This window comes from Dysosmobacter sp., from assembly GCF_034093755.1.
Classification (GTDB): Bacteria; Bacillota; Clostridia; order Oscillospirales; family Oscillospiraceae; genus Oscillibacter.
This window is the reverse complement of record NZ_JAXEBZ010000078.1, coordinates 52,554-66,998: the sequence shown is the minus strand read 5'-3', so window position 1 is coordinate 66,998 and position 14,445 is coordinate 52,554. Positions and strand designations below refer to the sequence as shown.

Here is a 14,445-nt window from a genome sequence, read left to right as displayed (position 1 = left end):
TCCTGACAGCCCTGGTCCTGAACCTGGGAATGCTGGGCTATTTTAAATACACCGGCTTTCTGGTGACCAATCTGAATGCCCTGGGGGCGGAGCTGACGGTGCCCTCCATTGCGCTGCCGGCGGGCATCTCCTTCTTCACCTTTCAGGCCATCGGCTACCTGACCGACGTCTACCGGGGCACCATCCCGCCGGAGCGGAATTTGGGCAAGGTGACGCTGTTTATGGCCTTCTTCCCCCAGCTGCTCCAGGGCCCTATCCTCCGCTACGGCGACTTCGGCCCCGTCCTGACGGACCGGCGGGAGACTGCCCACGACGCTGCGGAGGGCGCCACCCGGTTCTGCTTTGGCCTTGCCAAGAAGGTCCTGCTGGCCGACGCTTTGGGCCAGATCGCTGACGGCGCCTTTACCGCCGGGGACCGGCTGACGGTGGGGCTGGCGTGGCTGGGGGCCGCGGCCTACACCCTGCAGCTGTACTTTGACTTTTCCGGCTACACGGACATGGCCATTGGCCTGGGCCGGGTGTTCGGCTTTGCGCTGCCGGAGAACTTCAACTACCCCTACATGGCGAAATCCGCCTCCGAGTTCTGGCGGCGGTGGCACCGGACGCTGTCCTTCTGGTTCCGGGACTACGTGTATATCCCCCTGGGGGGAAACCGCTGCTCCCGCCGCCGTCAGGCGCTGAACCTGCTGGCGGTGTGGCTGCTGACGGGCCTGTGGCACGGGGCGGCCTGGAACTTCGTGCTGTGGGGGCTGTACTACGCGGCGCTGCTGCTGGGGGAGAAGTTTCTCTACGGCGGCGGGCTGGAGCGGCTGCCCTCCGGGGTGCGCCACGCCTACGCCCTGGTGGCCATTACCGTGGGCTGGGTGCTGTTCCGGTCCGGGAGCCTTGCCCAGGTGGGGCAGATGCTCTCCGCCATGTTCGGCTTCGCCCCCGGCGGTCTCTGGAGCGGCGAGGGAACGTATTACCTGCTGCAGTTCCGCTGGGAGCTGCTGATCGCCATCCCGGCGGCCATGCCGGTGCGGGACTGGCTGCGGGACCGGCTGGGCCGGCGGGCGGACGACAGCCTGGCCGCCGACGTGCTTCTGACCCTGGGGCCGAAGCTGCTGGCGGTGTGCCTGCTGGCCTTCTCCGTGGTGCGGCTGCTGAGCTCCACCTTCCGCTCGTTCCTGTATTTCCAGTTCTGAAGGGAGACAAATGATGAAGAAAATTCTGAACTGGGGCTTCGTGCTGGGGCTGCTGGCGTTTTTCCTGGCGGTTCCGGCGGGAGTGCTGCTCTGGTCCGGGGCGGAGACCAGCGCCTACTATGAAAACCGCACCCTGGCGGCCCGGCCGGACCTGAACTGGGAGACGCTGTGGGACGGCGGCTACGGCAGCCGGTTTGAAAGCTGGCTGTCGGACCACATCCCCGGCCGCACCACGCTGCTGATGGCCGACACCCGGGCGCAGATGAACCTGCTGGGCCGGCCGGTGGTCAACGACGTGGTGGTGACGGAGGAGGTGCTGCTGCCAAAGCTCAGCTTCGATGAGTACACGGAGGCGGATTACCGCCTCACCGCCGGCCCCATGGCGGACCGGTTCGGCAAGCTGAACGATCACATTGAAGAATGCGGCGGCGTGTTCCGCTACGTGGGCTTCCCGGAGCAGCGGGTGTATTTCCAGGACCGGTTCCCGGCTTACCTCAACAGCCACGCCGCGGAAGCGGACACGGCGGACGCCGTGTTTGCCGAAGCCCTGGCGGACCGGGGCGTCACGTTCCTCGACATGCGGCAGGTCTACGCCGCCCGGGGGAATCCGGCGGCGTACTATTCCGCCGTGGACCACCACTACAACTACTACGGCGCCTACGCCGCCTACCGGGCCATTCTGGAGGACCTGACGGCGGCGGGGTTTGACCTGCCGGTGCTGGCGGAGGAGGACCTGGAATTTCAGGAGCTGCCCTACCCCTATATCGGCTCCCGGAACCGGAAGCTCTACAACCGCTGGGAGAACGCGGAGAAGGCGGTGATCGCCGCCCAGAAGGAGCCGGTGGCCTTCACCCGTACCGACAACGGCCAGCCCTCGGAGAGGCCCCTCTTCGTGCTGCCGGCGGCGGACTACCTGCCCACTACCTACAATCTCTATATGGGCGGCGACTTCGCCGAGACGGTGCTGGAGACCCATCGGCCGGAGCTGCCCAACGTCCTGATTTTCGGCGACTCCTTCACCAACGCCCTGGAGACGCTGCTGTACGCCTCCTTCAACGAGACCCGCATCCTGGACCTGCGGCACTATGAGGACATGAGCCTGCGGGACTATATCACGGAGCACCGGCCGGACATCGTGCTGTGCATCCAGAACGACACATTCTATTACACCGCCTCCGGCAATGGCGCGGTGTGGGAGGACTGACCATGGAAGAAACGCGGAAGACTGCCCCGGGGGCCGCTTACGCCGCCATTCTGGGGGCGGCGTCCCTGTGGGGCGTGGTAGGACTGTGGAACCGGCACCTGATGGAGGCGGGGGTGTCCGCTACCAACATCGTGGCCCTGCGGAATCTGGGGGGTATGGCGCTGCTGTGCCTGATTTTCGCGGTGCGGGACCGCGGCGTGTTCCGGGTGAAACCGGCCCATCTGAAATACTTTTTCGGCACCGGCGTGGTCAGCGTGGTGATGTTCACCGTGTGCTATTTCTCCTGCCAGCAGGTGTGCTCCCTGGCGGTGGCCTCCATCCTGCTGTACACCGCCCCCGCCATTGTGGTGGTGCTGTCCGCCGTTTTGTGGAAGGAGCCCATTACGAAAAAGAAGCTGCTGGCCCTGGCGCTGACCCTGGTGGGCTGCGCCTGCGTGTGCGGGGTGTTCTCCGGAACGCTGAGCGTCACGGGCATGGGGGTTCTGCTGGGGCTGGGGGCCGGGTTCTTCTACGCCCTGTACAGCGTCTTCGGCCGGTACGCCCTGGCCCATTACAGCGCCATGACCGTCACCGTGTGGACGTTCCTGTTTGCCGGGCCCGCCTCCCTGGTGCTGCTGCGCCCGGCGGAGCTGACGGCCATGGGGCCGACCCATTGGCTGGCGCTGGCGGGGCTGGTGGTGTTTTCCACCGTGTTCTCCTACCTGCTCTACACCTGGGGCCTTGCCCGGGTGGAGGCGGGCCGGGCGTCCATTATGGCCAGCCTGGAGCCGGTGGTGGCGGCGCTGGTGGGCGCGGCGGTATTCGGTGAACCTATCACCGCCCTGACGGCGGCAGGCATCGTCTGCGTGCTGGCGGGCGTAACCATTCTGAGGTAAGGACTATGGCAAAGAAAAAAGACGAGAAAACCAATGTGATGCGGATTCTGGATCAGAAGAAAATCCCCTACACCGCCCGCTTCTACGAGGAGGGGGACGGCCCCATGGGCAGCCGGGAGTACGGCCTCCACGTGGCACAGACCCTGGGCATCGACCCGGCCCGCAGCTTCAAGACCCTGGTGGCCCGGGGGGCCTCCAAGGGCATCTATGTGTTCGAGGTGCCGGCGGCAGAGAATCTGGACTTGAAAAAGGCCGCCAGAGCCGTGGGGGAGAAGTCCATTGAGCTGCTCCACGTGGCGGAGATCAACGCCGTCACCGGCTATATCCGGGGCGGGTGCAGCCCCATCGGCATGAAAAAACAGTTTCCCACCGTGCTCCATGCGTCGGCCCTGAATTTTGACACCATCGACATCTCCGGCGGCAAAATCGGCGCCAGCGTGGAGCTGTCTCCCCGGGACCTGCTGAACCTGGTGGGGGGCACGGCGGCAGACATTATTGTATAAAGGACAAAATCGCTATGCAGGATAAAATCATCGTCAAGGGCGCCCGGGAAAACAACCTGAAAAACATTGATGTCACCATCCCCCGGGACAAGCTGGTGGTGGTGACGGGCCTGTCCGGCTCCGGCAAGTCCTCCCTGGCCTTCGACACCATCTACGCCGAGGGCCAGCGGCGGTACGTGGAGAGCCTCAGCTCCTACGCCCGGATGTTCCTGGGCCAGAAGGAGAAGCCGGACGTGGACTATATTGACGGCCTCAGCCCCGCCATCTCCATCGACCAGAAAACCACCAGCAAAAACCCCCGCTCCACCGTGGGCACGGTGACGGAGATTTACGACTATCTCCGGCTGCTGTGGGCCCGGGTGGGCACCCCCCACTGCCCCAAATGCGGAAAGGAAATCCGCCAGCAGACCATTGACCAGATCATCGACCAGGTGCTGTCCCTGCCGGAGGGCACCCGCATTCAGGTGATGGCGCCGGTGGTGCGGGGCAAGAAGGGCGAGTACGCCAAGGTGTTTGAAAACGCCCGGAAGTCCGGCTACGTCCGGGTGCGGGTGGACGGCTCCCTCTACGAGCTGGACGAGGACATCAGCCTGGAGAAGAACAAAAAGCACACCATCGAGATCGTGGTGGACCGGATCATCATCCGCCCGGACATCCGCCAGCGGCTGACGGACTCTGTGGAGACCGCCTCCGGCCTCACCGGCGGCCTGGTGACGGTGAACCTGCTGCGGGAGGAGCAGGACCTGACCTTCTCCCAGAACTACGCCTGCGAGGACTGCGGCATCTCCATCGAGGAGCTGACGCCCCGGATGTTCTCCTTCAACAACCCCTTCGGCGCCTGCCCCACCTGCACGGGCCTGGGCAGCCAGCAGAAGGTGGACCCGGACCTGGTGGTGCCGGACAAGGAGAAGTCCATTCTGGGCGGCGCCATCCAGGCCAGCGGCTGGGGCAACATCCGCTCCGACGGCATCTCCCGCATGTACTTCGACGCCCTGGCCAAAAAGTATCACTTCTCCCTCAACACCCCCTGGAAGGACCTGTCCGAGGAGGTGCGGAACATCGTCCTCTACGGCACCGGCGACGAGAAGCTGGACCTCCACTATGACCAGCCCCGGGGCAAGGGCGTGCTGCACCAGGCCTTTGAGGGCATCTGCAACAACCTGGAGCGGCGGTATCTGGAGACCCAGAGCGACGCCTCCAAGCGGGAGCTGGAGGAGACCATGGCGGAGTGTCCCTGCCCCGTCTGCAAGGGCCGCCGGCTGCGGAAGGAGTCCCTGGCGGTGACGGTGGGGGAGATGAACATTCACGACTTTACCACCATGTCCGTGGTGGACGAGCTGGACTTTGTGGAGCGGCTGACCCTGACGGAGCAGCAGCACCTCATTGCCGACCGGATTCTGAAGGAAATCCGGAACCGGCTGGGGTTCCTGCAGTCCGTGGGCCTGAGCTACCTGACGCTGAGCCGCTCCGCCGCCACGCTCTCCGGCGGCGAGAGCCAGCGCATCCGGCTGGCCACCCAGATCGGCTCGTCGCTGATGGGGGTGCTGTATATTCTGGACGAGCCCTCCATCGGCCTCCACCAGCGGGATAATGACAAGCTGCTGGACACCCTGAAGCACCTGCGGGACCTGGGCAACACGCTGCTGGTGGTGGAGCATGACGAGGACACCATGCGTGCCGCCGACTACCTCATTGACATCGGCCCCGGCGCCGGCGTCCACGGCGGCGAAGTGGTGGCGGCGGGCACGCCGGAGGAGGTGATGGCCAACCCCGACTCCCTGACGGGCCAGTACCTGTCCGGCGCCCGGCGCATTGAGGTGCCCGCCTCCCGCCGGCCGGGGAACGGCAGGTTCCTCACCGTCCGGGGCGCCCGGGAGAATAACCTGAAAAACATTGACGTGCAGTTCCCCCTGGGGACCTTCACCGTGGTCACCGGCGTGTCCGGCAGCGGAAAGTCCTCTCTGGTGAACGAGATTCTGTTCAAAAAGCTGGGGGCCTCCCTGAACCGCATGAAGGTCCGGCCCGGCAAGTGCGCCGCGGTGGAGGGCATTGAGCGCCTGGACAAGGTGGTGGGCATCGACCAGAGTCCCATCGGCCGGACGCCACGGTCCAACCCCGCCACCTACACCGGCGTGTTTGACGACATCCGCGCCCTGTTCGCCCAGACCCAGGAGGCCAAGAGCCGGGGCTACGGCCCGGGCCGGTTCAGCTTCAACGTCCGGGGCGGCCGCTGCGAGGCCTGCTCCGGTGACGGACTGTTGAAAATCGAGATGCACTTCCTGCCGGATATCTTCGTGCCCTGCGAGGTGTGCAAGGGCAGCCGCTACAACCGGGAGACCCTGGAGGTCCGCTACAAGGGGAAAAACATCGCCGAGGTGCTGGACATGACGGCGGAGCAGGCCTGCGAGTTCTTCCGCAGCATCCCCAAAATCGGCAGCAAAATGCAGACCCTGTGCGACGTGGGTCTGGGCTACGTGAAGCTGGGCCAGTCCTCCACGGAGCTGTCCGGCGGCGAGGCCCAGCGGGTGAAGCTGGCCACGGAGCTGAGCAAGATCGCCACCGGCGGCACCATCTATATTCTGGACGAGCCTACCACCGGCCTCCACGCCGAGGACGTGAAGCGGCTGCTGGAGGTGCTGCAGCGGCTGGTGGACGGCGGCAACACCGTGGTGGTCATCGAGCACAACCTGGACGTCATCAAGTGCGCCGACTGGGTGATTGACCTGGGGCCTGAAGGCGGCGACGGCGGCGGAAACATCGTCTGCGCCGGCACGCCGGAGGCGGTGGCGGAGTGCCCGGAGAGCTACACCGGGAAGTATCTGAAGAAAGTCTTGCGGCGGTGAGAGTTGGCGCCGGGACCCCGGCGGGAATGCACCTGACCCGGTGTGGGGAATGCACCCGTCCGGGTGCCCGGGGGATGCAGCGAAGGCTGCGGCTTCCCGGAACCACCGTCGCGGCAGTACGATTCCCGGCCCCAACGGGGCCGGGAATCGTATCGCCGCGACGGTGGTCCGCATCCCCGCCGGGGTCCCGGCAATTTCCCGCGCCGAAAGCGGCGCATCCTCCGGCAATGGCCGAATCCCCCACCGGCTTCGGTGCGGAAAACCTACTCCCCCGCGCCCGGACGGGCGCAATCACATATTGCTCAATATCAAATAAAGAAAGTTGAGGATCATCTTATGTCCAACATCCAGAAGACCGCCATGGTCACCGTCTGCGGCCGCCCCAACGTGGGCAAATCCAGCCTCACCAACGCCCTGGTGGGAGAAAAGGTGGCCATCGTCTCCAACAAGGCCCAGACCACCCGCAACCGCATCTGCGGCGTGGTGAACCGGGATGACACCCAGTACGTGCTGATGGACACCCCGGGCCTCCACAAGCCCAAAACCGCCCTGGGAGACTACATGGTGAAGGTCATCACCGCCAGCCTCTCCGACGTGGACTGCGCGCTGCTGCTGGTGGAGCCCATCGCCCATGTGGGCGGCCCGGAGCAGGCCCTCATCGACCGCATCCGGGAGGAGAAGCTGCCCTGCATCCTGTGCATCAACAAAATCGACACCGTGGAGCCGGACCAGCTGCTGCCGGTGATTGCCGCCTACAACGAGGCGTGGGACGGCTTTGACGCCATCATCCCCATCTCCGCCCACACCGGCGACGGCCTGGACGATCTGATGCGGGAGCTGTCCAAATACGCCCAGGAGGGCCCCCAGCTGTTCCCCGACGACATGACCAGCGACCAGCCGGAGCGGCAGGTGATGGGTGAGCTGCTGCGGGAGAAGCTGCTGCTGTGCCTGGACAAGGAGATTCCCCACGGCACGGCGGTGGAGATCACCCGCTTCTCCGAGCGGGACTCCGGCGTGGTGGACGTGGACGCCACCATCTACTGCGAAAAGGCCAGCCACAAGGGCATCATCATCGGCAAGCAGGGGGCCATGCTGAAAAAGATCAGCACCCTGGCCCGCCACGACATGGAGAAATTCATGGGCACCAAGGTCTATCTGGAGACCTGGGTGAAGGTGAAGGAGAACTGGCGGGAGAACGCCAACTACGTCCGCTCCTTCGGCTACGACGAGACGTAAGGAAACAATCTCCACGGATAACTTTCGACAAAAACAGCCATCCTGTCCGTGAGGTGATGGGGATGACTGCGCAGACCGCGTGGGAGCTGTTCCGCGCCACGGGAGCGCCGGTGTTCTACCTGCTGTACCGGCAGGCGGCGGCCCCGACGGCGGAGCTTACCGCGTAGGGCGGGATACCGCCCGTACATCAAAGGAGGCGCTATGGCCGCAACGCCCTATACCGTGACAAAAGGCGCCGTCCTCCGGGAGACTGAGACGAAGGAGGCGGACAAAATCCTGACGCTGCTGACGCCGGACCTGGGGAAAATTCCCGTCATCGCCCGGGGCGTCCGGCGGAAGTCCTGCCGCTTCGCGGCGGCGGCCCAGCCTCTGGCCTACTCCGAGTGGACCCTCTACCGCAAGGGGGACTGGTACTACGCCAACGAGGGGGCCACCATCGCCCTGTTTGACGGGCTGCGGACGGACCTGACCCGGCTGGCCCTGGGGTGCTACTTCGCTGAGCTTACCGAGGCGGTGACCGCCGAGGGTGAGGGCGCCCCGGCGCTGCTGAGCCACCTGCTCAACGGGCTGTACGCCCTGGACACGCTGCGGAAAGGGGAAGCCCTTGCCAAGGCCGCCTTTGAGCTGCGGCTGCTGTGCCTGGCGGGCTACGAGCCTCTGGCGGACAGCTGTGCCTACTGCGGCCGGGAGGAACCGGAGCGGCCCATGCTGGACGTGGTGCAGGGGGTGCTGCGGTGCGTCGGGTGCGGGCGGCAGGAGTCGGGGTTGTCCCTGCCGCTGTGCCGGGACTCTCTGCGGGCGCTGCGGCATATCCTCTACGGCGATCCCAGGCGGCTCTACTCCTTCACGTTGGGGCCGGAGCCGCTGGGGCGGCTGGGCGCCGCGGCGGAGGCCTTCACGGCGGCCCAGCTGGAGCGGGGCTTCCGGTCCCTGGACTACTACAAGAGCCTGCTGCCTCCGGAAATTCCGTCGAAATAGATTACATTTTGTAGAAAATTGTATTGATATTCCACTTTGTAAAGGGACTGCCCTTGATAGGAGGCGACTATGAGCGAATTGTTTGAAAAATCCATCCGGACGCTGGAACTGCCCCGGGTGCTGGAGCTGCTGGCCCAGCTGGCCGTCAGCGAGGAGGGCAAGCGCCGGGCGCGGACCATCCGGCCGGAGACGGAGGCGGAGGAGGTGGAGCGGCTGCAGGACCAGACGGAGGCCGCCCGCATCATGATCGGCCTGCGGGGCAGCCCCTCCTTTTCCGGGGTGAAGCCGGTGGCGGAGGCCCTGGACCGGGCGGACCGGGGCGGCAGCCTCAACACCCGGGAGCTGCTGACCATCGCGGGACTGCTGACCTGCGCCCGCCGTGCCCGGGAGTACTTCAACGACGACGCGGCGGAAAAAACCGCCATCGACCACCTGTTTCTGTCCCTCCACGGCAACCGCTTCCTGGAGGACCGCATCAAGTCCTCCATTCTGGACGAGGACACCATTGCCGACACCGCCTCCCCGGAGCTGGCGGACATCCGCCGCCACATGCGGGCGGCCCAGGCCAAGAGCCGCCAGATTCTCCAGCGCATTGTGTCCTCCCCCTCCTACTCCAAAATTTTGCAGGAGAGCATCATCACCCAGCGGGACGGCCGGTTTGTGGTGCCGGTGAAGGCGGAGCACAAAGGCGACATGCCCGGCCTGATTCACGATGTGTCCGCCTCCGGCGCCACGGTGTTTGTGGAGCCTATGGGGGTGGTGCAGGCCAACAACGAATACATTGAGCTGCAGGCCAAGGAGAAAAAGGAGATCGACCGGATTCTGGCGGAGCTGTCCGCTGCCGCGGCGGACCACCGGGAGGATATCCGGTGGGACTATGACGCCCTGGTGCACCTGGACCTGATTTTCGCCCGGGGCCAGCTGTCCTACAAGCTGAACTGCGTCCGGCCGGAGATCCGCCGGGACGGCAGCGTGACCCTGCGGAAGGCCCGGCACCCCCTGCTGGACCAGGCCAGGGCCGTGCCTATCGACATCGAGGTGGGCGCCACCTTCGACACCCTGGTGATCACCGGCCCCAACACCGGCGGCAAGACCGTCAGCCTGAAAACCCTGGGGCTGCTGTGCCTCATGGCCCAGTGCGGCCTGCAGATTCCCGCCGGGGACCGCAGCGCCGTGTCCGTGTTCCGGGGCATCCTGGCGGACGTGGGCGATGAGCAGAGCATTGAGCAGAGCCTGTCCACGTTTTCGGCGCATATGGTGAATATTGTGGCCATTCTGCAGGAGGCGGACAGCCGCTCCCTGGTGCTGTTTGACGAGCTGGGCGCCGGCACGGACCCGGTGGAGGGCGCGGCTCTGGCCATTGCCGTCATCCAGCGGGTGCGGCAGGCGGGGGCCAAGGTGGCCGCCACCACCCACTACGCGGAGCTGAAAACCTTCGCCATGACCACGGCGGGGGTGGAGAACGCCTCCTGCGAGTTTGACGTGGAGACCCTGTGCCCCACCTACCGGCTGCTGATCGGCATTCCCGGCAAGTCCAACGCCTTTGCCATCTCCCGGCGGCTGGGTCTGCCGGAGGACGTCATCGACGATGCCCAGAAGCAGATGAGCGGCGAGAGCGTCCGATTTGAGGATGTTCTCACCCAGCTGGAGGCCAAGCGCCAGGCCCTGGAGAAGAAGCAGCAGGAGGTGGACAGGCTGTACCTGCGGCGGGAGGAGGACGCCCGCAAGGCCCGGGAGTTCCGGGAGCAGATGGAGCGGGCCAAGGAGAATGCCCGCAGCAAGGGCGAGGCGGAGGCCCGCCGCATCCTGAAGGACGCCCGCCAGACGGCGGACAGCGTGTTTGCCCAGCTGACGGAGATGCAGAAGCAGCAGGCCCGGATGGCCCGGGTGGAGAACGAAAACGAGGCCCGGGCGGAGCTGCGCCGCCAGCTGAACGAGGCGGAGGCCGCCGTGGGAGTCCGGTCCCAGGAGCGGGAGCCCATTCCCAAGCCCAGCCGTCCCATCCGCACCGGGGATCTGGTGGAGCTGCCCGGCGTCCGCCAGCCGGCGGAGGTGGTGGCCGTCAACAAGGACGGGTCGCTGCAGCTGAAGGCCGGCGTGCTGAAAATGACGGTGAAGGCCGACGAGGTGCGGCTCATTGAGGAGCCGGAGAAGAAGGGCAAAAAGCCCGCCGTGTCCGTGAAGCGGGGGGCGGGCCAGCCGCTGCGGTCCGCCGCTGCGTCGGAGCTGGATATCCGGGGTCTGGAGACCATCGAGGCGGAGGCGGTGGTGGAGACGTTCCTGTCCAGCGCCGTCATGGGCCGTCTGGAGACGGTCACCATCATCCACGGCAAGGGCACGGGGGCGCTGCGGAAGGCCGTCCACGACATCCTGCGGCGGAACAAGGCTGTGAAAAGCTTCCGCCTGGGGGTCTACGGCGAAGGCGAGAGTGGCGTCACGGTAGTGACGCTGAAGTGAGCCTTCGCCGCCCCGCCGCGGAAGCGGCGTCCAAGCGTTTTGCGCAGCAAAACCTTGCCGCAGGGCGGATTTACTCCGCCCGTCGCGATGAAATGGAAAAGGGCTCCCGCCGGCGACAGCCGGTGGGAACAGGCGAGAGTGGCGTCACGGTAGTGACGCTGAAATAAGAGCAAAAGAGTGGCTTTCCCTTTCGGGAAAGCCACTCTTTTGCTTATTGAATCACCGGGTAATCCGTGGTGTCGGAGTAGTGCCACCACTCCTTGTCATAGCCCCGGAAGCCGGCGGCGGTCATGGCCTGCTCCAGCCGCTCCGCGTTGGCCCGGGCGGTGTCGGACACGTCGCTGTAATCCCGGTCCGCCAGAGGGGAGAACTCGTCAAACCCGGAGGGCATCTCTACCGCCTCGCCGTCCAGGGTCACCAGCGTCACGTCCACCGTGCTGCCCCGGCTGTGACGGGAGAAGCCCCGGTTGGGGTCCGACACGAAATTGGGGTCCGGGCACAGCTCCCACAGCTTCCACTGGGCCTCCGGGGGACGGTAGGCGTCCCAGATCAGCAGGCGGTAGCCCTCCGCGCCCAGCCGGTCCTGGGCCTTCTGCAGCTTCCGCAGCGTGCCCAGCCGCAGCCGGGCGTCGGCGCTGTCATAGATCACCTGGCCGGTGAAGTTGTCGGCGGTGGCGTATTTCAGCTCCACGCTCACGTTGGGCAGGTACTCCCACACGGACACCAGCGCGTCCTCCGGCTCCGCGGCCTCCTCCAGACAGAAATTCTCCACCATCTGTCCCACGTGCAGCAGCTTCCCGGCGCCGCTGTTGTATTGGTAGCAGTCGGTGTAGTAGAGGCCCCAGCCGTCCCGGGCCTGGGTGATGATCTGCCGGGTTTCCGGGTCCGCGGTCAGCTCGAAACCCACCAGCTCAAAGGCGTAGGAAAACCGGGAATTCTCCGGCTCCCACAGCCAGCAGAGCCAGGAGGCGTTCACCGTTCCCAGTGCCTGAATGAGCCGCAGGTCCGGGCAGCCGTCGAAGTTCAGGTCCTCCAGCGCCAGCCCGCTGTCGATGGTGAAATAGTTGGTGCGGTCCTCGTCGCCGTAGTTTTCCGTGCCAGCGGCAGCGCAGGCGGCGTCGATGGCGTCCTTCACCAGCAGCGTTTGGAGAACCGTCTCCCCCTCCAGAACTTCGATTTTGTAGACTCCGCAGCGCTCGCAGCCGTCGGTCCGGTCGATGGTGCCGTGGAGGCGCGCCGTCAGCTCCCGGCCGCCGGTGGTGAAGGCCTTGTCCAGGGTGTAGCTTTCCGCCGGATCGCTGTCCGCCTCCGGCAGAGGGTCAGTCTCCGGCAGATGGTCCGTTTCGGGTGTCTGGCCGGGTACGGCAGCTTCCCCGGAGGACTCCGGGGCGGGACCGCTGCTCTCCGCCGGAGGCGCCGATGGGCTGCCGCCGGAGGGGGCGGGCGCGCCGCAGCCGGCGCACAGCAATGTCAGGGACAGCAACAGGGGCAGCAGTCGCTTCATGGCGCACCTCCGAAAAAGGATTTGGCCCCATCATAGCTGACGGGCCGGCGGAAATCACCACAAAACGGTAACAAAAGGGCGGCCCGGAATCGGGCCGCCCCTGAGAATTTACAGTACCTTGTCCAGGAAGGTCTTGAGGCGCTCGCACTGGGGGTGGGCGAAGAACTCGTGAGGCTCGTTCTGCTCCATGATGTGTCCGCCGTCCATGAACAGCACCCGGCTGCCCACTTCCCGGGCGAAGCCCATCTCGTGGGTCACCACCACCATGGTCATGCCCTCGTCGGCCAGCTGCTTCATGACTTCCAGCACCTCGCCCACCATCTCCGGGTCCAGGGCGGAGGTAGGCTCGTCAAACAGCATCACCTTGGGCCGCATGGCCAGGGCACGGACGATGGCGATGCGCTGCTTCTGGCCGCCGGACAGCTGGGCGGGGTAGGAGTCGATGCGGTCCGCCAGGCCCACCCGCTCCAGCAGCTTCACTGCCTCGGCGTCCGCCTCGTCCTGCTTCATCAGGCCGGTGCGGACGGGGGAGAGGGTGATGTTCTTCCGGATGGTCATGTTGGGGAACAGGTTGAAATGCTGGAACACCATGCCCATCTGGCGGCGGATGGCGTTGATGTTCGCCTTGGGGTCGGTGATGACGGTGCCGTCAAAGGTGATGTCGCCGGAGGTGGGCGTTTCCAGCAGATTCAGGCACCGCAGGAAGGTGGACTTGCCGGAGCCGGAGGGGCCGATGACCACCACTTTTTCGCCCGGGGAGATGTGCTCGGAGATGTCATCCAGCACCACGTGGTCGCCGAAAGCCTTGGTAAGATGTTTAACGTCGATCACTTTCGCGCAGCCTCCTTTCCAGCTTACCCTGCAGCCAGGTCATGACCATGACCAGCAGCAGGTAGATCAGCGCCACGCCCAGATAGGGGAACATGACGCTGTAGGTCTTGGCGCCCACCGCCTGGGCGGCGTAGAGCAGCTCCTTGCCGCCGATGGTGGTGATGAGGGCGGTGTCCTTGAACAGGGTGATGAACTCATTGCCCAGAGCTGGGAGAATGTTTTTGAAGGCCTGGGGGATGATGATGAACCGCATGGTGTCCACATAGCCCAGCCCCAGGGACCGGCCCGCTTCGCTCTGGCCCACGTCCACGCTCATCAGGCCCGCCCGGACAATTTCCGCCACGTAGGCGCCGGAGTTGATGCCCAGGGCGATGGTGCCGATGACGGTGAAATTCCGACTGCTGGCAAACACCACACTGCCCATGATCAGCATCTGTACGATCATGGGGGTGCCGCGAATGACCGTGGTGTAGATCTGGCAGACGAAGTTGAACAGTCCCAGAATGGGGTTGTGACGGCCGGGGCGCTGCTGGTCGTGGGCAGTCCGGATCACTGCCACCAGCACGCCCAGAGCCACGCCCATCAGCAGCGCCAGAACAGTGACCTTCAGGGTGGAGCCGACGCCCCGCAGATAGAGCTGCCAGCGATTCCCCTCGATGAAAGCCTTGTAGAAGCTTACGAAAAAGTCCTGCCAGAAGGTCAGGTCACCGCCGGCCTTCAACTGCGCGGACAGTTCAGCATAAAGCTGTGCCCAGTTCACAGACATTCTCCTCTCTCTGTCTTACTGAAAATGACAACGAAAGGGGCGGCCCGCAGTTGGGCCGCTCCCT

At 65.4% G+C, this 14,445-nt stretch carries 11 protein-coding genes; 8 read left to right on the top strand and 3 right to left on the bottom strand.

Going from position 1 to position 14,445, the window contains the following annotated elements:
* The 8 genes from SOX55_RS10715 to SOX55_RS10680 form a co-directional block, all read left to right on the top strand.
* A partial coding sequence (locus SOX55_RS10715) for an MBOAT family O-acyltransferase (protein ID WP_325287446.1) occupies nucleotides 1-1,184 on the top strand: 1,184 nt, incomplete at its 5' end.
* A 10-nt stretch (nucleotides 1,185-1,194) separates the two neighbouring features.
* Nucleotides 1,195-2,388 (top strand): alginate O-acetyltransferase AlgX-related protein, encoded by a 1,194-nt coding sequence (locus SOX55_RS10710; protein WP_325287445.1) that lies wholly within the window; start codon nucleotides 1,195-1,197, stop codon nucleotides 2,386-2,388.
* Between the two features lie 2 nt (nucleotides 2,389-2,390).
* Nucleotides 2,391-3,263, top strand: a complete 873-nt coding sequence (locus SOX55_RS10705; protein ID WP_325287444.1) for a DMT family transporter — start codon at nucleotides 2,391-2,393, stop codon at nucleotides 3,261-3,263.
* A 5-nt stretch (nucleotides 3,264-3,268) separates the two neighbouring features.
* Entirely contained in the window at nucleotides 3,269-3,766 is a 498-nt protein-coding gene (ybaK, locus tag SOX55_RS10700) for a Cys-tRNA(Pro) deacylase (RefSeq protein WP_325287443.1), read from the top strand.
* Nucleotides 3,767-3,780: 14 nt separating this feature from the next.
* Nucleotides 3,781-6,609 carry an excinuclease ABC subunit UvrA gene (uvrA, locus tag SOX55_RS10695; protein WP_325287442.1) on the top strand — a complete coding sequence of 943 codons (2,829 nt, stop codon included), beginning with the start codon at nucleotides 3,781-3,783 and terminating at the stop codon, nucleotides 6,607-6,609.
* Between the two features lie 336 nt (nucleotides 6,610-6,945).
* Complete coding sequence (gene era, locus SOX55_RS10690) at nucleotides 6,946-7,845, top strand: GTPase Era (protein WP_325287441.1); 900 nt, start codon at nucleotides 6,946-6,948, stop codon at nucleotides 7,843-7,845.
* A gap of 201 nt (nucleotides 7,846-8,046) precedes the next feature.
* A complete protein-coding gene (gene recO / locus SOX55_RS10685; protein ID WP_325287440.1) occupies nucleotides 8,047-8,823 on the top strand; it encodes a DNA repair protein RecO in 777 nt (258 codons plus the stop codon).
* A gap of 69 nt (nucleotides 8,824-8,892) precedes the next feature.
* The gene (locus tag SOX55_RS10680; protein WP_325287439.1) at nucleotides 8,893-11,280 is read left to right on the top strand and encodes an endonuclease MutS2; all 2,388 of its coding nucleotides are present in this window, start codon (nucleotides 8,893-8,895) and stop codon (nucleotides 11,278-11,280) included.
* 211 nt (nucleotides 11,281-11,491) lie between these two features.
* Here the strand turns inward: SOX55_RS10680 and SOX55_RS10675 are convergent, their stop codons facing one another.
* The 3 genes from SOX55_RS10675 to SOX55_RS10665 form a co-directional block, all read right to left on the bottom strand.
* Nucleotides 11,492-12,784 (bottom strand): M15 family metallopeptidase, encoded by a 1,293-nt coding sequence (locus tag SOX55_RS10675; protein WP_325287438.1) that lies wholly within the window; start codon nucleotides 12,782-12,784, stop codon nucleotides 11,492-11,494.
* Between the two features lie 108 nt (nucleotides 12,785-12,892).
* Nucleotides 12,893-13,615, bottom strand: coding sequence for an amino acid ABC transporter ATP-binding protein (locus SOX55_RS10670; RefSeq protein WP_325287437.1), 723 nt, complete (start codon nucleotides 13,613-13,615; stop codon nucleotides 12,893-12,895).
* On the bottom strand, nucleotides 13,602-14,375 hold the full coding sequence (locus SOX55_RS10665) for an amino acid ABC transporter permease (RefSeq protein WP_325287436.1): 774 nt from the start codon (nucleotides 14,373-14,375) through the stop codon (nucleotides 13,602-13,604). Before SOX55_RS10665 ends, SOX55_RS10670 begins: the two co-directional genes overlap by 14 nt.
* Nucleotides 14,376-14,445 lie beyond the last annotated feature (70 nt).

Excerpts from the sequence above, each read along its gene's own strand:
- SOX55_RS10710 (WP_325287445.1), top strand. The coding sequence starts at position 1,195 with ATGATGAAGAAAATTCTGAACTGGGGCTTCGTGCTGGGGCTGCTGGCG.
- SOX55_RS10705 (WP_325287444.1), top strand. The coding sequence starts at position 2,391 with ATGGAAGAAACGCGGAAGACTGCCCCGGGGGCCGCTTACGCCGCCATT.
- ybaK (WP_325287443.1), top strand. The coding sequence starts at position 3,269 with ATGGCAAAGAAAAAAGACGAGAAAACCAATGTGATGCGGATTCTGGAT.
- uvrA (WP_325287442.1), top strand. The coding sequence starts at position 3,781 with ATGCAGGATAAAATCATCGTCAAGGGCGCCCGGGAAAACAACCTGAAA.
- era (WP_325287441.1), top strand. The coding sequence starts at position 6,946 with ATGTCCAACATCCAGAAGACCGCCATGGTCACCGTCTGCGGCCGCCCC.
- recO (WP_325287440.1), top strand. The coding sequence starts at position 8,047 with ATGGCCGCAACGCCCTATACCGTGACAAAAGGCGCCGTCCTCCGGGAG.
- SOX55_RS10680 (WP_325287439.1), top strand. The coding sequence starts at position 8,893 with ATGAGCGAATTGTTTGAAAAATCCATCCGGACGCTGGAACTGCCCCGG.
- SOX55_RS10675 (WP_325287438.1), bottom strand. The coding sequence starts at position 12,784 with ATGAAGCGACTGCTGCCCCTGTTGCTGTCCCTGACATTGCTGTGCGCC.